This is a genomic window from Pseudomonas sp. CC11G, from assembly GCF_056174845.1.
Genome location: NZ_JBWBZC010000005.1, coordinates 206,285 through 223,845, shown reverse-complemented (window position 1 = coordinate 223,845; position 17,561 = coordinate 206,285). Strand labels below are relative to the sequence as shown.

General features: G+C 61.1%; 13 protein-coding genes and 2 pseudogenes. 5 read left to right on the top strand and 10 right to left on the bottom strand.

What is annotated here, in order from left to right; translation table 11 throughout:
• Nucleotides 1-121: 121 nt before the first annotated feature.
• From asd to leuC, 5 genes are all read right to left on the bottom strand, one after another.
• The gene (gene asd, locus AC0V2S_RS09285) at nt 122-1,234 is read right to left on the bottom strand and encodes an aspartate-semialdehyde dehydrogenase (protein ID WP_475509478.1); all 1,113 of its coding nucleotides are present in this window, start codon (nt 1,232-1,234) and stop codon (nt 122-124) included.
• A gap of 119 nt (nt 1,235-1,353) precedes the next feature.
• Nucleotides 1,354-2,436 (bottom strand): 3-isopropylmalate dehydrogenase, encoded by a 1,083-nt coding sequence (gene leuB / locus AC0V2S_RS09280; protein ID WP_475509477.1) that lies wholly within the window; start codon nt 2,434-2,436, stop codon nt 1,354-1,356.
• A 181-nt stretch (nt 2,437-2,617) separates the two neighbouring features.
• Nucleotides 2,618-3,382, bottom strand: coding sequence for a class I SAM-dependent methyltransferase (locus AC0V2S_RS09275; RefSeq protein WP_475509476.1), 765 nt, complete (start codon nt 3,380-3,382; stop codon nt 2,618-2,620).
• 24 nt (nt 3,383-3,406) lie between these two features.
• Complete coding sequence (gene leuD, locus AC0V2S_RS09270) at nt 3,407-4,048, bottom strand: 3-isopropylmalate dehydratase small subunit (RefSeq protein WP_475509475.1); 642 nt, start codon at nt 4,046-4,048, stop codon at nt 3,407-3,409.
• 10 nt (nt 4,049-4,058) lie between these two features.
• A complete protein-coding gene (leuC, locus tag AC0V2S_RS09265) occupies nt 4,059-5,486 on the bottom strand; it encodes a 3-isopropylmalate dehydratase large subunit (RefSeq protein WP_475509474.1) in 1,428 nt (475 codons plus the stop codon).
• Nucleotides 5,487-5,648: 162 nt separating this feature from the next.
• Between leuC and AC0V2S_RS09260 the strand changes: the two genes are divergently transcribed.
• The gene (locus AC0V2S_RS09260) at nt 5,649-6,545 is read left to right on the top strand and encodes a LysR family transcriptional regulator (RefSeq protein ID WP_475509473.1); all 897 of its coding nucleotides are present in this window, start codon (nt 5,649-5,651) and stop codon (nt 6,543-6,545) included.
• Between the two features lie 125 nt (nt 6,546-6,670).
• A pseudogene (locus tag AC0V2S_RS09255) lies at nt 6,671-10,347 on the top strand (sensor domain-containing protein).
• A gap of 169 nt (nt 10,348-10,516) precedes the next feature.
• On the opposite strand, the gene AC0V2S_RS09250 reads toward AC0V2S_RS09255, so the two are convergent.
• The 5 genes and pseudogenes from AC0V2S_RS09250 to AC0V2S_RS09230 all read right to left on the bottom strand — a co-directional run bounded on the left by AC0V2S_RS09250 (nt 10,517) and on the right by AC0V2S_RS09230 (nt 14,320).
• A complete protein-coding gene (locus AC0V2S_RS09250; protein ID WP_475509472.1) occupies nt 10,517-10,963 on the bottom strand; it encodes an Hsp20 family protein in 447 nt (148 codons plus the stop codon).
• A 117-nt stretch (nt 10,964-11,080) separates the two neighbouring features.
• On the bottom strand, nt 11,081-11,671 hold the full coding sequence (locus tag AC0V2S_RS09245) for a tRNA-uridine aminocarboxypropyltransferase (RefSeq protein WP_475509471.1): 591 nt from the start codon (nt 11,669-11,671) through the stop codon (nt 11,081-11,083).
• Nucleotides 11,672-11,746: 75 nt separating this feature from the next.
• Entirely contained in the window at nt 11,747-12,775 is a 1,029-nt protein-coding gene (locus AC0V2S_RS09240; RefSeq protein ID WP_475509579.1) for a methyl-accepting chemotaxis protein, read from the bottom strand.
• A 255-nt stretch (nt 12,776-13,030) separates the two neighbouring features.
• Nucleotides 13,031-13,312 (bottom strand): annotated as a pseudogene (locus AC0V2S_RS09235) (PAS domain-containing protein); the annotation flags it as partial.
• A gap of 105 nt (nt 13,313-13,417) precedes the next feature.
• Nucleotides 13,418-14,320 (bottom strand): LysR family transcriptional regulator, encoded by a 903-nt coding sequence (locus tag AC0V2S_RS09230; RefSeq protein ID WP_475509470.1) that lies wholly within the window; start codon nt 14,318-14,320, stop codon nt 13,418-13,420.
• Between the two features lie 222 nt (nt 14,321-14,542).
• On the opposite strand from AC0V2S_RS09230, the gene speB reads away from it, so the two are divergent.
• Genes speB through AC0V2S_RS09215 form a run of 3 tightly spaced genes read left to right on the top strand, consistent with a single transcriptional unit; the run spans nt 14,543 to nt 17,474 of the window.
• A complete protein-coding gene (gene speB / locus AC0V2S_RS09225; RefSeq protein ID WP_475509469.1) occupies nt 14,543-15,502 on the top strand; it encodes an agmatinase in 960 nt (319 codons plus the stop codon).
• A gap of 11 nt (nt 15,503-15,513) precedes the next feature.
• Entirely contained in the window at nt 15,514-15,912 is a 399-nt protein-coding gene (locus tag AC0V2S_RS09220) for a YybH family protein (protein ID WP_475509468.1), read from the top strand.
• A 50-nt stretch (nt 15,913-15,962) separates the two neighbouring features.
• Nucleotides 15,963-17,474, top strand: coding sequence for a purine-cytosine permease family protein (locus tag AC0V2S_RS09215; protein ID WP_475509467.1), 1,512 nt, complete (start codon nt 15,963-15,965; stop codon nt 17,472-17,474).
• Nucleotides 17,475-17,561: the final 87 nt, after the last annotated feature.

Sequence of the window (17,561 nt, the reverse complement as noted above, 5' to 3'; positions counted from 1 at the left end):
GGGGGTGGAACGCGGGGAGCGGCACTGTACCCGCCCGGGCATAAAAAAACAGCCTTGGAGTTTGCCCCCAAGGCTGTCTTTTATCAGCAACCGCCCTTCTATAAAGAAGCGCGAGCCCGAATCAACGCTCCAGCAGAATCCGCAGCATGCGACGCAGCGGTTCAGCCGCGCCCCACAGCAGTTGGTCGCCAACGGTGAAAGCGCCCAGGTATTGCGAACCCATGTTCAGCTTGCGCAGACGGCCAACCGGAACAGTCAGGGTGCCGGTGACGGCAGTCGGGGTCAGTTCCTTGATGCTCAGCTCGCGCTGGTTCGGCACCAGTTTTACCCACGGGTTGTGCTGACTGATCAAGCCTTCGATATCGCTCAACGGCACGTCTTTGTTCAGCTTCAGGGTCAGCGCCTGGCTGTGGCAACGCATGGCGCCGATGCGCACGCAAATACCATCAACCGGGATCGGGTTCTTGAAGCGACCGAGAATCTTGTTGGTCTCAGCCTGGCCTTTCCACTCTTCGCGGCTCTGGCCGTTAGGCAGTTCCTTGTCGATCCACGGGATCAGGCTGCCGGCAAGCGGTACACCGAAGTTCTCAGTGGGGAACGCGTCGCCGCGCATGGCTTCAGCCACTTTGCGGTCGATGTCGAGAATGGCGCTGGCCGGGTTGGCCAGTTCGTCAGCCACGGCCGCGTGGGTGGCGCCCATCTGCTTGATCAGTTCACGCATGTTCTGCGCGCCGGCGCCGGAGGCGGCCTGGTAGGTCATGGCATTCATCCACTCCACCAGCCCGGCTTCGAACAGACCGCCCAACGCCATCAGCATCAGGCTGACGGTGCAGTTGCCGCCGATGTAGTTCTTCGTGCCGGCGTCCAGCGCCTGGTCGATGACCTTGCGGTTGACCGGGTCGAGCACGATGACCGAGTTGTCGTCCATGCGCAGCGACGAGGCCGCATCGATCCAGTAGCCATTCCAGCCCGCTTCGCGCAGCTTGGGGAATACTTCGCTGGTGTAGTCGCCGCCTTGGCAGGTCAGAATCACATCGAGACTTTTCAGCTCTTCAATGCTGTAAGCGTCTTTCAGCGGAGCAATGTCCTTGCCCACGGCAGGGCCTTGGCCACCGACGTTGGAGGTGGTGAAGAACACCGGTTCGATCAAATCGAAATCCTGCTCTTCGAGCATCCGCTGCATGAGTACGGAACCGACCATCCCGCGCCAACCGATCAGACCTACACGCTTCATCGCAACTACACCTTAAAAAAACATGAATACGAACCCCCGCTTTCGAGGGGGCCGCAGAGAGTAACCGACTTGTTGTCGCTCTTGCGACCCCTGAAAGCGGTTCTTATAACGCTGTTGCTTTACAGCGCTTTTAGCGCTGCTACCACTGCATCACCCATCTGCTGGGTGCCAACCTTGGTATTGCCTTCGGACCAGATGTCACCGGTACGCAAGCCCTGATCCAGCACCACGCCAACGGCTTTCTCGATGGCATCGGCCGCAGCGGCCTGGTTGAAGGTGTAACGCAGCAGCATGGACACCGACAGAATGGTCGCCAACGGGTTGGCAATGCCCTGCCCGGCGATATCCGGCGCCGAACCGTGGGACGGCTCGTACATGCCCTTGTTGTTGGCATCCAGCGAGGCGGACGGCAGCATGCCGATGGAACCGGTCAGCATGGAAGCCTGATCCGACAGAATGTCGCCGAACATGTTGTCGGTCACCAGCACGTCGAACTGCTTGGGCGCACGCACCAGTTGCATGGCGGCGTTGTCGACATACATATGGCTCAGTTCGACGTCCGGGTAATCCTTGGCCACTTCTTCAACCACTTCGCGCCACAGTTGGCTCGAGGCCAGCACGTTGGCCTTGTCGACCGAGCAGAGCTTTTTGCCGCGCACGCGGGCCATATCGAAACCGACACGGGCGATACGGCTGATTTCGCTCTCGCTGTACGGCAGGGTGTCGAAGGCGAAACGCTCGCCGTTTTCCAGCGTCTTGGTGCCACGCGGTGCGCCGAAGTAGATACCGCCGGTCAGCTCACGCACGATCAGCACGTCCAGACCCGCCACGATTTCGCGCTTGAGCGACGAGGCGTCAGCCAGTTGCGGATAGAGGATGGCCGGGCGCAGGTTGGCGAACAGACCCAGCGCGGAACGGATTTTCAGCAGACCGCGCTCGGGGCGAATATCACGCTCGATCTTGTCCCATTTCGGGCCGCCCACGGCGCCCAGCAGAATGGCGTCAGCGGCCTTGGCGCGCTCCAGGGTTTCGTCGGCCAGCGGCACGCCGTATTTGTCGATGGCAGCGCCGCCGATGGCGTCTTCGCTGAATTCAAAACCGAGCTGAAACTTATCGTTGGCCAGCTCCAGCACTTTGACCGCTTCGGCCATGATTTCCGGGCCGATACCGTCACCGGGAAGAATCAGAATCTGCTTGCTCATACGTCCTCAATTCAATCAATGGACGGGCCTGCGAGGCACGCCGTACAAAAACGCAAATCTTAAGTCCCCGTCATCCCGGCGCAGGCCGGGATCCAGAATGTCACGGCAAACAGCGTTGCCTGATCAAGTCTGGATCCCGGCCTTCGCCGGGATGACGGTGGAGTTTGGAAAACTGCCGTTATTACTTCTCGGCCCACAGCACCAGCACATCGGTACTGAACGTGCCGTCTTCACCAATCTCGAAATACTCGCGCACTTCTTCGCCCATGGCCTGCTGCAGTTCGCGAATGGCAACCCGCAAACTTGGCGGGGTGCGCATACGTTCCACCCAGGAGCTGTACTCCAACTGCAACCGCTGACGGCTGTAGCTGCGGGTCTGCAACCCGGCGTCGCTAACAAACCGCAGCCATTCGCTGGCCGAGTAGTCGCGCACGTGGCTGGTGTCGCGCAGCACTTCCACGGTTTGCAAATAGGTGTCCAGCAGCGGGCTGCCCGGCGACATCACGTCGATAAACGCCGCCACACCGCCCGGCTTGAGCACCCGACGCACTTCGCGCAGGGCCTGGCCGACGTCGCTCCAGTGGTGCGCCGAATAGCGGCTGAACACGAAGTCGAACTCGCCATCGGCAAACGGCAGGCGCTCGGCGGCGCCATGCTGGGTGCGGATATTGGCCAGACCACGGTCGGTGGCAGCAGCGCTGACTACATCGAGCATTTGCTGCGACAGGTCATACGCCACCACTTCACCTACCAGCGGCGCGACATGGAAGCTCACATGCCCGGCACCGCAGCCCAGGTCCAGCACACGCGCCGTTGCATGCCCAGCCAGCTCCGCCTGTAGCAGAGCGAATTCAGTACCTTGGGCGTGCACAGCACTGCTCAGGTAGGCGGCAGCCTGTTCACCGAATTGTTTCTGTACCACTTGGGCGTGGGCGTTGCTGGTCATGGTGACGTCCTCTTTGGGGGTAAATCAGTCGCGGAACAACCACGGTTGCGACGCGCGATGCTTGGTCTCGAAGGTGCTGATCGCGCCTGCGTCCTGCAGGGTCAAACCGATATCGTCCAGACCGTTCAACAAGCAGTGCTTGCGGAAAGCATCCACGTCAAAGCCAATCACTTTGCCGTCGGCACGGGTGACGGTTTGCGCCGCCAAGTCCACGCTCAACTGGTAGCCGACATTGGCTTCCACCAGGTCGAACAATTCGTCCACTTCAGCTTCCGGCAAGATGATCGGCAGCAAGCCGTTCTTGAAGCTGTTGTTGAAGAAGATGTCGGCATAGCTCGGCGCGATGATGGCGCGGAAACCGTACTCTTCCAGCGCCCACGGCGCGTGTTCGCGGCTGGAGCCGCAGCCGAAGTTCTCGCGGGCCAGCAATACGCTGGCGCCTTCGTAGCGCGGGTGGTTCAGTACGAAGTCTTTGTTCACCGGACGCTTGGAGTTGTCCTGGTTGGGTTGCCCCACGTCCAGGTAACGCCACTCATCGAACAGGTTCGGGCCAAAGCCGGTGCGCTTGATCGACTTCAAGAACTGCTTGGGAATGATCTGGTCGGTGTCGACGTTGGCACGGTCCAAAGGAGCGACCAGGCCGGTGTGTTGGGTAAACGCTTTCATCTATCTGTCCTCAGGCCTGGGTCAATTCGCGAACGTCGATAAAACGGCCGGTTACCGCAGCGGCGGCAGCCATGGCCGGGCTTACCAGGTGAGTACGCCCACCGGCGCCCTGACGGCCTTCGAAGTTGCGATTGGAGGTGGAGGCGCAATGCTCGCCACTGCCGAGTTTGTCCGGGTTCATCGCCAGGCACATCGAGCAGCCCGGCTCACGCCATTCAAAGCCGGCTTCCAGGAAGATGGTATGCAGGCCTTCTTTCTCGGCTTGCTCTTTCACCAGGCCCGAGCCCGGCACCACCATCGCCTGCTTGATGGTCGAGGCCACTTTGCGGCCTTTGGCGACCACGGCCGCAGCGCGCAAGTCTTCGATGCGCGAGTTGGTGCAGGAGCCGATAAACACGCGATCCAACTGGATGTCGGTGATCGCCTGGTTGGCGGCCAAGCCCATGTATTTCAGGGCGCGTTCGATGGAGTCTTTCTTCACCGGGTCGGACTCTTTGCTTGGGTCCGGCACGTTGGCGTCAACCGGCAACACCATCTCAGGCGAGGTGCCCCAGGTGACTTGCGGCTGAATTTGCGCGGCGTCCAACTCGACGATGGTGTCGAACACGGCGTCCTCGTCGGAAACCAGGTCTTTCCAGGCTTCAACGGCAGCAGTCCAATCCGCGCCTTTCGGGGCGAACGGACGGCCTTCGATATAGGCCACAGTTTTTTCATCCGCAGCCACCAGGCCGACACGGGCGCCGGCTTCGATGGACATGTTGCAGATGGTCATGCGGCCTTCGATCGACAGGTCGCGAATGGCGCTGCCGGCGAATTCCAATGCATGGCCGTTACCGCCCGCGGTGCCAATCTTGCCGATCACGGCGAGCACGATGTCTTTAGCAGTGACGCCGAACGGCAATTGGCCTTCGACGCGCACCTGCATGTTTTTCATTTTCTTGGCCACCAAGCACTGGGTCGCGAGCACATGCTCCACTTCCGAGGTGCCGATACCGTGGGCCAACGCGCCGAATGCACCGTGGGTGGAGGTGTGCGAGTCGCCGCACACCACGGTCATGCCCGGCAAGGTAGCGCCCTGCTCCGGGCCCACCACGTGCACGATGCCCTGACGGATGTCGTTCATTTTGAATTCGAGAATGCCGAACTCGTCGCAGTTGTCGTCCAGGGTTTGCACCTGAATGCGCGACACCTCATCGGCGATGGCCGCGATGCCGCCCTTGCGCTCGGTGAGCGTGGTCGGCACGTTATGGTCCGGGGTGGCGATATTGGCGTCGATGCGCCACGGTTTGCGGCGGGCCAGACGCAGGCCTTCAAACGCTTGTGGCGAGGTCACTTCATGGAGAATGTGGCGGTCGATGTAAATGAGCGACGAACCATCGTCGCGGCGTTTAACCTCGTGCGCTTCCCAGAGTTTGTCGTAGAGCGTCTTGCCGGCCATCAGATTTATCCTCATCAGTATTTCTATGCTTCAGGCCCCATTCCTCGGCACATTCAGCCTGCCCGGAATAACCTTTTCGCTTGTGGGGTGAATCGTAAGGACTTGCTTTAAATAACTCAAATTCATATTTTCATACTTTGGATAACCAAGTGGAATCCCAGTATGGATCTGGCCAACCTCAACGCCTTTATCGCGATCGCTGAAACCGCCAGTTTTTCCGGCGCCGGTGAGCGGTTGCACCTCACTCAGCCGGCGATCAGCAAACGCATCGCCAGCCTTGAGCAGCAATTGAATATGCGTTTATTCGACCGCCTGGGTCGTGAAGTGAGCCTGACCGAGGCCGGCCGCGCCCTGCTGCCGCGTGCTTATCAGATTCTGAATGTGCTGGATGATACGCGCCGTGCCCTCTCCAACCTCAACGGCGAGATCAGCGGCCGCCTCACTCTGGCCACCAGTCACCACATCGGCCTGCACCGCCTGCCGCCGCTGCTGCGCGCCTTTACCCGCGCCTACCCGCAGGTGGCGCTGGATATCCAGTTTCTCGACTCTGAAGTGGCATACGAAGAAATCCTCCATGGCCGCGCCGAACTGGCGGTTATCACCCTGGCGCCGCAAACCCATGCGCCGGTAAAAGCCGTGGCCGTGTGGGACGATCCACTGGACTTTGTGGCCGCGCCCGAGCACCCGCTGGCGCGCCTGAAGAAAATTGACCTCAAGGCCATCGCCCAGCACCCGGCGGTGTTTCCCGGCGAAAATACCTTTACCAACCGCATCGTGAGCAAGCTGTTTGCCGAGCAAAGCCTGACGCCCAATATCGGTATGAGCACCAATTACCTGGAAACTATCAAGATGATGGTGTCCATCGGCCTGGCCTGGAGCGTTCTGCCGCGCACCATGCTCGATGACCAGGTGGCGCGCCTGCCGATTCCGGGCATTCAACTGCGCCGCGAACTGGGCTACATCCTGCATACCGAACGAACCCTGTCGAATGCGGCCAAAGCCTTTATGGCCCTGCTGGATGCACAACGGCCCGCCCTGCCACCGGAGCATCTTGCGTAAGCGCCCAGGCTGACGCTAACGTGCTACACATAATGATAAGAAGGGCTAGCCGATGACCCCACCGCGCACTCGCAACAAGCCGCCGCACCCCAACCTGCCGCACTTCCCTATTGAATGGGCCGTCTATGCCCAAGCCGTCTGATCACCTGCCGCCGCGCCCGCATATTCCGGTGTCTGATCCCGTAGAGCGGGAAAGCACCTGGCAAGACGCGCCGCGCCTGCTCGCCGCCCTCAACGGCGCACGCCTGGGCGCCTGGCATTGGGAACTGGAGACCGGCCGGGTGAACTGGTCGCGCGGCGCCCAGGCCATTTTCGGCCTGGACCCCAATCGCCCGATCCGCACCCAGGTCGACTACTTCTCGCTGATTCCCGAAGAAGAACGCGACACCGTGATGCAGCTGTTTCAGGACGCCATCAGCGGCCTGCCCACCACCCGCGCCTTTCGCCATCGCATTCGCTGGCCCGACGGCAGCCTGCATTGGCTGGAGGTTTCCGGCAGCTTGCAGTGCGATGAGCGTGGCAAGCAAAGCATCATGGGCGTGGTGCGCGACGTCACCGAGCAACAAGAACGCGAACACGCCCTGCGCTCTTCCGAGCAACGCTTTGCCAGTCTGTTTCACCTCAGCCCCGACGTGATTCTGTTGGTGCGCTACGAAGACAACGTGCTGATCGCCGCCAACCAGCATTTCGAAACGCTCTTCGGCTGGACCCCAACCGAGTGCATCGGCCGCTCGGTAATCGACCTCAACCTGTGGGCCGACTCGATCACCCGCGAGCAATACCTGCTCGACCTGACCCAGACCGTGGAGCCGGTGCTGCACGACGTGCAACTGCTAACCCGCGAAGGGCACGCGCTGGACGGCCGGCTGTCCAGCCAACTGATTGAGCTGGAAGACCAGAACTACATCCTCAGCACCTTTCTCGACCTCAGCGAACATAAGCGCCGCGAAAACGCCATGCGCGCCAGCGAAGAAAAATTCGCCAAGGCCTTTCGCAACACCCGCGACGTGGTGGTGATTACCGACTACGAAAGCGGCGAGTTGATCGAGACCAACCCGGGCTTCGAAGCGCAGTTTGGCTGGAGCTCGGCTGAAGCCAAGGGCCGCACCTCAATCGAGTTGGGCTTGTGGAACAACGCCGATGACCGCCGGCGCATGCTCGAAGACCTCGAACGCCATGGCCGCATCGACCAGATGGAAGTGATACTGCGCAACCGCGCCGGGCAGAAAACCGTCAACCTGGTGTACGGCGGCAAGATCGAGCTCGACGGCCGCGAATGCCTGGTGTTGTCGATGCGCAACATCACCCAGCAGCGCGAACAGGAACAGGAGTTGCGCGACAGCCGCGAACGCCTGTCGCTGGCCCTGGAGTCGGCGGAACTCGGCACCTGGGACTGGCACATTCCGAGCAACATGCTCTACGGCTCGCCGCGGGCTTCGCAGTTGCACGGCATGGCAGCCGAGCCCTACCACGGCAGCTTTGCCAGTTTTTTCGACAGCGTGCCGGAGGTGGAACAGCTCGCCATGCGCCAGGCCTACCGCGACGTGGTCGACGGCGAGCGCAAGGATTACCAGATCACCTACAGCTCGCGGTTCGCCAACGGTGAAATGCATTACCTGGAAAGCACCGCCAAGCTCTACCGCGACGACGAAGGCCGCCCGCTGCGCATGGTCGGCATCCTGATGGACATCAGCGAGCGCGTGCAGCGGGTGCAGCGCCTGGCCGCCTCGGAAGAAAAATTCTCCACCCTGTTTCAGGCCAGCCCCGATCCGATTTGCGTGTCGCGCGTCGACGACGGCATGTTTATCGAGGTGAACCCCAGCTTCTGCCGCACCTTTGGCTGGGCCGCCGAAGACATCACCGGCAAGAGCGCCAAACAGATTCGCTTCTGGGCCAGTCAGGAACAGCGCGAACACCTGGGCGCGCAGCTGCGCCACGACAAGAATTGAACAACGTAGAAGCCCATTACCTGACCCAAAGCGGCCAGGAGCTGACGTGCGTGGTGTCCAGCCGCTATATCACCGTGGACCACCAGCGCTGCATCACCACCACGTTCCGCGATATCACCGAGCGTCAGCAGGCCCAGGCCGCGCTCAAGGCCAGCGAAGAGAAATTCGCCAAGGCGTTTCACTCCAGCCCAGACGCCATCACCATCACCGAGCGCGAGAGCGGCCGCTATATCGAGGTCAATGAAGGTTTCTACCGCCTGACGGGATTCCGCCCTGAGGAAGTGATCGGCCGCACCCCGGACGATATCGCCGTATGGGCCACGCCCAGCGAGCGCGAGCGCCTGGTCGAGTTGGTGAAACGCGACGGCCGTGTGCATCACCTGGAAATGCTCGGCCGCCACCGCGACGGCACGTTGAAGCAAGTGGAAGTGTCGGTGGAACCCATCGACCTCAACGGCCAGAGCTGCCTGCTGCTCACCGCCCGCGATATCGACGAACTGAAAAAAGCCCATGCGCAGATTCAGCACCTGGCTTACCACGACCCGCTGACCAACCTGCCCAACCGCGCACTGCTGATGGACCGCCTGACCCAGCAGATCGCCCTGCTCACCCGTCACGACTTGCGCGGCGCGTTGCTGTTTCTCGACCTTGACCACTTCAAGCACATCAACGACTCGCTCGGCCACCCGGTTGGCGACTCGGTATTGAAGATGGTCACGGCGCGCCTGGAAGCCAGCGTGCGCCAGGAAGACACCGTGGCACGCCTGGGTGGCGACGAATTTGTGGTGCTGCTTTCCGGCCTGGAGGGCAAACGCTCGGAAGTGATGCGCCAGGTGCGGCAGATCGCCGACAAGCTGCGCAAGCTGCTGGCCGAACCGATGCTGCTCGACAACCACCGCCTGCAAGTGACACCGAGCATGGGCATCGCCCTGATTCCCGACCACGGCAACACCCCAGCCGACCTGCTCAAACGCGCCGACATTGCCCTGTACCGCGCCAAAGACTCCGGGCGCAACGCCATTCAGATGTTCCGCAAAAGCATGCAAGAAGCGGCCAGCGAACGCCTGCGCCTGGAAAATGACTTGCGTCAGGCGCTGATCCGCGGCGAATTCGACCTGCACTTCCAGCCGCAAGTGGACGCCCGCAGCGGCGCGATCATCGGCGCCGAAGCACTGCTGCGCTGGCACCACCCCACACTCGGGCCGCAATCGCCGGCGCACTTTATTCATGTGCTGGAAGAAAGCGGGCTGATTCTGGAAGTTGGCGGCTGGGTAATGGCCGAAGCCTGCCACGCCTGCGCGCAACTGCTCGCCGATGGCCTGGTACAGCAAGACAACTTCAGCCTGTGCGTAAACATCAGCCCGTTGCAGTTCCGCCAGAACAACTTTGTGGAGCGGGTTTCCAACAGCCTGCGCGACAGCGAACTGCCCCACTCCATGCTCAAGCTGGAAGTAACCGAAGGCATCGTGATTCAGAACATCGACGACACCATCGCCAAGATGCTGCGCCTGAAAAAGATCGGCGTGACCTTTGCCATGGACGACTTCGGCACTGGCTATTCGTCGCTCACCTACCTCAAGCGGTTGCCGGTGGATGTGCTGAAGATCGACCAATCGTTCGTGCGCGACGCCACCAACGACCCCAACGATGCCGAGATCATTCGCGCCATCGTGGCCATGGCCCGCAGCTTGGGGCTGGAAATGATTGCCGAAGGGGTTGAGCAGCAGGATCAGCTGGATTTTCTGCTCAAGGAAGGTTGCCACTTCTACCAGGGTTATTTGTATAGCCGGCCGGTACCGCTTACCGAGTTCCGCGCCTTGCTGGCGCATGCGGTGCAGCGGCCGGCGAGTTAAACGGTAGAAACGACACAAGGGCGCTTACGCGCCCTTCTACATTACTTGCCCACTCCACCGTCATCCCAGCGCAGGCTGGGATCCAGACTTTCAGAACGAACGACGTCGCCTGAAAGATTCTGGGTCCCAGCCTGCGCTGGGACGACGGTGATGGGGTGAAGTTACCCGATCAGCTATTCAACACCGGACGCGCCCCATTGATAGGAATGCGCTTGGCTTTGGCCTCTTCCGGCACGATACGCACCAGGTCGATATTCAGCAGTCCATTGGCCAATTGCGCCGCCTTGACCTCGATATGGTCCGCCAGACGGAACGACAACTTGAACGCACGCTGGGCGATGCCCTGATGCAGGAAGGTGACGTCTTTGCCGGCATCGGCACGCTTGCCGCCGGTAACCGTCAGCACGCCGCGTTCAACTTGCAGGTCGAGGTCCTCGTCCTGGAAACCGGCGGCCGCGACCACGATGCGGTACTGGTCATCGCCGTGTTTTTCGACGTTGTAGGGCGGGTAGGAGCTGCCCTGTTCATTGCGTGCAGCGGCTTCGAACAGATCATTGAAACGGTCGAAACCAACGGAGCTACGGAACAGTGGCGCGAGGGAAAATGCAGTGCTCATGAAACTCTCCTGAAAATCAGCAAGTGGTTAATTCCGGGACCCGACTTCGGCATCCCGTAACCCCTAGATAGGGCCCAGCCAAATCTTTTCAAGAGTGCTTTTTAAAAAACTTTGTGATCATTGCTGATGATTACGCTGAAAGGTCTCTTCACCCATCGCCTGAATCTGCCCCTCGATCAACGCGTCAAACGGCTTGAGCAACGCCTCGAACGTTCGCGGCGAATCCAGAATATCCAGCGCCTGAACAATGGCCTCAATCGTAGAAAGCGCGCCCTCCATCGGCGCTTTGCGCAGGCGATAGCGGGAGGCATTGCCGGCCGGCAATGTCACCCGTGGCAAGGCGGCCAATAGCGGGTTCAGGTGCAGCATCTTGCTTGCTTTACGCCAGGTGCCGTCGGGTACCACCAATTGCATCGGCAATGCATCGGTTGCCGTTTCGAGCCCCCCGGCGCCCTCCCCCGGAAACAACAGACAGCTGCGATAGCCCGGCCGGTCCAGCTTCTCGTGCAGGTCATCAAACTGCTCGCCCACGCACAGCTCGGCGTTGGTCAAACCCAAGGCCGCCAGACGCGCAGTGTTAAGGGCATGTTTGACTTCACTGGGGTGCTGCAGGATGAGCACGCGGGTACGGCTATCCAGGTTCGGGATCAGCGCACACAGGCAATGGCTGAGCGGGCGGCAGCAACGGGGGCATAGCGGGCGGGACATGGGCACTCCTTGGGAGCGCCAAGTTTGCCAGATAGACGGCCGGACTTCCCTGTCCGACCTTTGGGGAACACGGGGTTATTTGTTGAAACGTTCGGCGAGGCTGTGCAGGTAATCGGCCATATGCTCCAAGTCCTGGCTAATGACCACCCCTTCCTGGGCCTGCCCGGCACTGCGGTCAGACAACTGAGCGATACGGGTAATCTGCTGGCTGATGTCCTCGGCCACATGGCTTTGCTGCTCCGACGCCGTGGCCATCTGCTGGCTCATGCCGGTAATCCGGGTAACGGCCTGGCTGATGCCATCCAGCGCCTGGCGTACGGCCTCCACGCTGTGCACGCTTTCCCGGGAAATGTCTTCGCCCTTGCTGGCAGTGGCCACAGCACGGTCGGCGCCACTGCGCAGCGCAGCGATGATCTGGTGAATCTGCTCCGTGGACTCACGGGTACGCGAGGCTAGCGAGCGCACTTCATCGGCCACCACGGCAAACCCTCGCCCCTGTTCGCCGGCGCGGGCCGCTTCGATGGCTGCGTTCAAGGCCAGCAAGTTGGTCTGCTCGGCAATCGAGGTAATCACGTCGGCCACACTGCCAATCGATTGGGTGGAATCGGCCAGGTCTTTTACCGCCTGGCCAATCTCGGTGACGGCGTCGGACATATGCTGCATCGCGCCCAGGCTGTCGTTGGCCAGCCCACGGCCTTGCTGGGCCAATTGGTCGGCCTCCTCGGCGGCATGGGCGGTGTTGGCGACGTTATGGGCGACTTCCTGAATGGTGGCGGCCATCTGGTTGATGGCGGTGGCGGATTGATCGGTTTCGCTGCGCTGTTTTTCCAGCAACTCGGCGCTGGAGTTGGAGAGTTTCGACGACTCGGCCGCGCGCAGTTTTACGCTCACCCCGGCATCTTCCAGACGCGTCAACGCCGTTTGCAGGCGCGCCTCTTCACTGATCATTGCCAGATCGAGCAAGCCTTGCGGGCCGGGGTTGTCCGAGTAGGTCAAGGCGACCAGCGCACTGGTGAACGCTTTCGGGTGCTCGGCCAGCGTGTGGCGCACCTCCGTGCGCTTGCTGATGATCAGCGAGACCGCCAACACGGCCATCACCGCCATCGACAAGGCGGTCTCGACCCAGCCGGATGTGAGCAGGTCACTGGCGAGAATTGCCAGGGCCGCGAGGATCACCGGCCAGGAATGCACGATGTCTTGCGTCCAGTAGGCCATGCGCGGCACCGCGGGCTTGCCGGCGCGCAGGCGGGCGTAGAGTTTGTCGGCGCGCGCCACCTGTTCGCGGGTGGGCAGCGAGCGCACCGATTCGAAACCGGACATCTGGCCGTTTTCATACACTGGGGTGACGTAGGCGCTCACCCAATAGAAATCGCCGTTCTTGGAGCGGTTTTTCACCAGCCCCATCCACGGTTTGCCCTGTTTGAGCACGTCCCACATATGGCCGAACACCGCCGGCGGCATATCCGGGTGGCGCACCAGATTGTGGGGTTGGCCGATCAATTCTTCGCGGGTAAAACCGCTGATTTCGACGAAGGCGTCGTTGCAGTAAGTGATCTTACTGTTGAGGTCGGTGGTGGAAATCAGGCGTTCGTGCTCAGGAAAGGTTCTTTCCCGCTGGGTAACAGGCAGGTTCTGGCGCATCACTTCAATCCCTGGTTGATAGGAGCATCCGAACTTCCTTGCTCATAGGGATTAGGTGTAGCACAGCGATGGCATGGCGCCAGCAGGCGTTGGCGCGACCGTGCCCTATACACTCCTCGGCTGGGTCAGCTGGGTTTTCAACAAATCGCGAAAGGTCTGCAACAGCGGCTCACGGGAACGACCCCGGCGATAGGTCAGGGAAAACGGCGCCTGGTAGCCAAACGTGGTCGGCAGCAGCGGGCGCAAACGTTTCTGGTCGACCCAGGACTGCGCGTAGTGCTCGGGCAGGTAGCCGATATAGGCGCCAGACAGCACGAGAATCAGCTGCGCCTCCATACTTTCCACGGTCGCCGCGCTGTGTTTGAAACCGTGACGGGCGAGCTCCGCCTGGCTCCAGTAACTGCGCCCGACCATCCGCTGCTGGGTAATCAGCTCCGGCGGAATACGCCGCTCGCCGAACAGCGGGTGGCGGTCGCTGCAATACAGCCAGTGCTGCTCGCGGTACAGCGCCTGGTACAGCAGGCCATTCATGCGCGTGGAGAACGAGCCGATGGCCAGGTCCAGACGGTTTTCCAGCACGCCCAGTTGCAGTTCGTAGGGGCTGAGTACCGACAAGTGCAAATGCACGGCGGGGTGTTCTTCGCTGTAGGTGCCGATAACTTCGGCGAACGGCAGGGCCCGGTCGCTTACCGTGGAATCGATCACGCCGAGGTTCAGGGTGCCGCGCAGCTCGCCCTTGAGTGCGGCGGCGTAGCGTTCGAAGCCCTCCATTTCGCCGAGCAGGCGCAGGGTTTCCTGGAAGAACAGCTCGCCCTTGCTGGTCAGGCTGAACCCGCCACGCCCGCGATGGCACAGGCTCAGGCCCAGTTGACCTTCGAGCTGGCTCATATAGGTGCTGATGGCCGACGTAGAGAGGTTGAGCTCCTGCTGGGCGGCGGCAAAACCCTGGTGGCGCACCACGCTGACGAAGATGCGGAGGAGTTTCAGGTCGGGTAGGACTTGGGACATGGGGGCTCCGGGCAAGATCAAGGGCTTCGCGAGCAAGCTCGCTCCTACGGGGGACGTTGCGATGCCGTTGTAGGAGCGAGCTTGCTCGCGAACCTACTGGAAGCATAACCATTAGTTTAGAAATCTCTGAACTAAGAATTTGCCCACACCGGATTTTTATCCTGCCTACCCCTGCGCAGAATCGGCCCACTCCTAAAACCATAAGATCCGTGAGGCCACCCCGTGGACAACAAGCTTCATCAACCCCTGGGCGGTAATGAAATGCCGCGCTTTGGCGGCATTGCCACCATGATGCGCCTGCCGCATATCCAAACCGACATTGAACTCGATGCTCTGGACGCCGCCTTCGTCGGCGTACCGCTGGACATCGGCACCTCCCTGCGCTCCGGCACCCGCTTCGGCCCGCGTGAAATTCGCGCCGAATCCGTGATGATCCGCCCGTACAACATGGCCACCGGCGCCGCGCCGTTCGATTCGCTGAACGTGGCCGATATCGGCGACGTGGCCATCAACACCTTCAACCTGCTGGATGCCGTGCGCATCATTGAAGAGTCGTACGACAAAATCGTCGGCCACGGCATTCTGCCGCTGACCCTCGGCGGCGATCACACCATCACCCTGCCGATTCTGCGCGCCCTGCACAAAAAGCACGGCAAGGTCGGCCTGGTGCATATCGATGCCCACGCTGATGTGAACGACCATATGTTTGGCGAGAAAATCGCCCACGGCACCACCTTCCGCCGCGCAGTGGAAGAAGGCCTGCTGGACTGCGACCGCGTGGTGCAGATTGGCCTGCGCGCCCAGGGTTACAGCCCGGAAGACTTCAACTGGTGCCGCCGCCAGGGTTTCCGCGTGGTGCAGGCCGAAGAGTGCTGGCACAAATCGCTCGCCCCGCTGATGGCTGAAGTACGCGAGAAAGTCGGCGGTGGCCCGGTGTACCTGAGCTTCGACATCGACGGCATCGACCCCGCCTGGGCGCCCGGTACCGGTACCCCGGAAATCGGCGGTCTGACCACCATTCAAGCCATCGAGATCATCCGCGGCTGCCAGGGCCTGGACCTGATTGGTTGTGACGTAGTGGAAGTGTCGCCACCCTACGACACCACCGGCAATACCTCGCTGCTGGGCGCTAACCTGCTGTACGAAATGCTCTGTGTACTGCCAGGCGTCTCCCACAAATGAGTGCCGCACAAATGAGTGACGCCCTGAAAGAACAGCAAGTGCTGAATGCCGCCGAACGTCTGGTCGCGGCATTTGCCAGCACCAACACCGACGCCTATTTCGCCGCGTTTACCGAAGACGCCAGCTTTGTATTCCACACGCTCCCGGCGCCGCTACTGAACCGCGCGGCATACCAGAAGGTGTGGGCCGAGTGGCTGGCCGGCGGCTTCGAAGTACTGGAATGCACCTCAAGCAAACAATTCGTAAGCCTGCAGGGCGATGTGGCGATTTTTGTCCACGACGTGCGCACCCAACTGCGCATCGCAGGCGAAGAAAGCACCAGCTACGAGCGCGAGACCATTGTGTTTCGTCAGGTAGAAGCCGGCCGCTGGTTGGCCTGCCATGAGCATTTGTCTGCTGTACCCAACTAAAAATAACGAAAGCCAAAGCCTAGTGATGCAATGCTCCCGGGGAGGGGAACATGAATAACAACAACGAAAATTCGCTCACGCGTATTGAAACGTTTGGCGTCGAGCAGATTCCAGACAGCGAACGCAGCGCCAAACCGCTTGACCTGTTCCGCATGATTTTCGGCGGGGCCAACACCTTCGCCACCGCCGTACTCGGCAGCTTCCCGGTGCTTTTCGGCCTGTCGTTCCAGGCCGGCGTCTGGGCGATTTTGCTGGGCGTGCTGGTGGGCTCGGTGATCCTCGCCCCCATGGGCCTGTTCGGTTCGCTGAACGGCACCAACAACGCGGTTTCGTCCGGCGCGCATTTTGGCGTGCACGGCCGTATCGTCGGTTCGTTCCTATCGCTGCTCACCGCCATCGCGTTCTTCTCCTTGTCGGTGTGGAGCTCCGGTGACGCCCTGATCGGCGGCGCCAAGCGCCTGATCGGTCTGCCGGAAACCGACCTGACCCTGGGCCTGGCCTACGGGCTGTTCGCTCTGCTGGTGCTCACCGTGTGCATCTACGGTTTCCGCTTTCTGCTGTGGGTGAACAAGGTGGCGGTGTGGAGCGCCAGCGTGCTGTTCCTGCTGGGCATCTTCGCCTTTGCCAGCACCTTCGACAGTGCCTATGCCGGCAGCGTCAACCTGGGTACTGAAGGCTTCTGGGCCGCCTTTATCGGCGCCGCGCTGGTGGCCATGAGCAACCCGATTTCCTTCGGTGCGTTTCTCGGTGACTGGGCGCGTTACATCCCGAAAGAAACCTCCAAGGGCCGCATCATGCTGGCGGTGATCTTTGCCCAGCTGGCGACCCTGATTCCGTTCCTGTTTGGCTTGGCTACCGCGACCATCGTGGCAATCAAGGCACCGGAATACATCACCGCCAACAACTACGTCGGTGGCCTGCTGGCGGTATGCCCCACATGGTTCTTCCTGCCGGTGTGCCTGATTGCGGTGATTGGCGGTATGTCTACCGGCACCACCTCGCTGTATGGCACCGGGCTGGACATGTCCAGCGTGTTCCCCCGCGTGCTGTCGCGCGTTAAAGCCACACTGCTGATTGGCGTGCTGTCGATCGCCTTTATCTTTATCGGCCGTTTTGCCGCCAACCTGGTGCAGAGCGTGTCCACTTTCGCCGTGCTGATCATTACCTGCACCACGCCGTGGATGGTGATCATGATCCTCGGCCTGATCATCCGCCGCGGCGTTTACCACGCCGACGACCTGCAGGTATTTACCCGCGGGCAGAAAGGCGGCAGCTACTGGTTCACCCACGGCTGGAACTGGCGCGGCATGGGCGCCTGGGTACCGAGCGCATTGATCGGTCTGTGCTTCGTCAACCTGCCAGGGCAATTCGTTGGCCCGCTGGGCAACCTGGCCAATGGCATCGATATCAGCTTGCCGGTGACGCTGGGTCTGGCCGCTGTGCTGTATCTGGTGCTGCTGGTGCTGTTCCCGGAACCGGCTGAGGTGTATGGCGCAGAAGGTCCGCGCTGGATGCCGTTGCCCAAGGATGCCGAGGTAAAAGGCACGACAGAAATCGCCTAAAGGTTTCAAACCCGACACCGTCATTCCCGCGCAGGCGGGAATCCAGAATTATCGACACACCGGAGATTCTGGGTCCCCGCCTTCGCG

Coding starts and splice junctions, on each gene's coding strand:
- asd (WP_475509478.1), bottom strand. CDS start 1,234: ATGAAGCGTGTAGGTCTGATCGGTTGGCGCGGGATGGTCGGTTCCGTA.
- leuB (WP_475509477.1), bottom strand. CDS start 2,436: ATGAGCAAGCAGATTCTGATTCTTCCCGGTGACGGTATCGGCCCGGAA.
- AC0V2S_RS09275 (WP_475509476.1), bottom strand. CDS start 3,382: ATGACCAGCAACGCCCACGCCCAAGTGGTACAGAAACAATTCGGTGAA.
- leuD (WP_475509475.1), bottom strand. CDS start 4,048: ATGAAAGCGTTTACCCAACACACCGGCCTGGTCGCTCCTTTGGACCGT.
- leuC (WP_475509474.1), bottom strand. CDS start 5,486: ATGGCCGGCAAGACGCTCTACGACAAACTCTGGGAAGCGCACGAGGTT.
- AC0V2S_RS09260 (WP_475509473.1), top strand. CDS start 5,649: ATGGATCTGGCCAACCTCAACGCCTTTATCGCGATCGCTGAAACCGCC.
- AC0V2S_RS09250 (WP_475509472.1), bottom strand. CDS start 10,963: ATGAGCACTGCATTTTCCCTCGCGCCACTGTTCCGTAGCTCCGTTGGT.
- AC0V2S_RS09245 (WP_475509471.1), bottom strand. CDS start 11,671: ATGTCCCGCCCGCTATGCCCCCGTTGCTGCCGCCCGCTCAGCCATTGC.
- AC0V2S_RS09240 (WP_475509579.1), bottom strand. CDS start 12,775: ATGGCGGTGATGGCCGTGTTGGCGGTCTCGCTGATCATCAGCAAGCGC.
- AC0V2S_RS09230 (WP_475509470.1), bottom strand. CDS start 14,320: ATGTCCCAAGTCCTACCCGACCTGAAACTCCTCCGCATCTTCGTCAGC.
- AC0V2S_RS09220 (WP_475509468.1), top strand. CDS start 15,514: ATGAGTGACGCCCTGAAAGAACAGCAAGTGCTGAATGCCGCCGAACGT.
- AC0V2S_RS09215 (WP_475509467.1), top strand. CDS start 15,963: ATGAATAACAACAACGAAAATTCGCTCACGCGTATTGAAACGTTTGGC.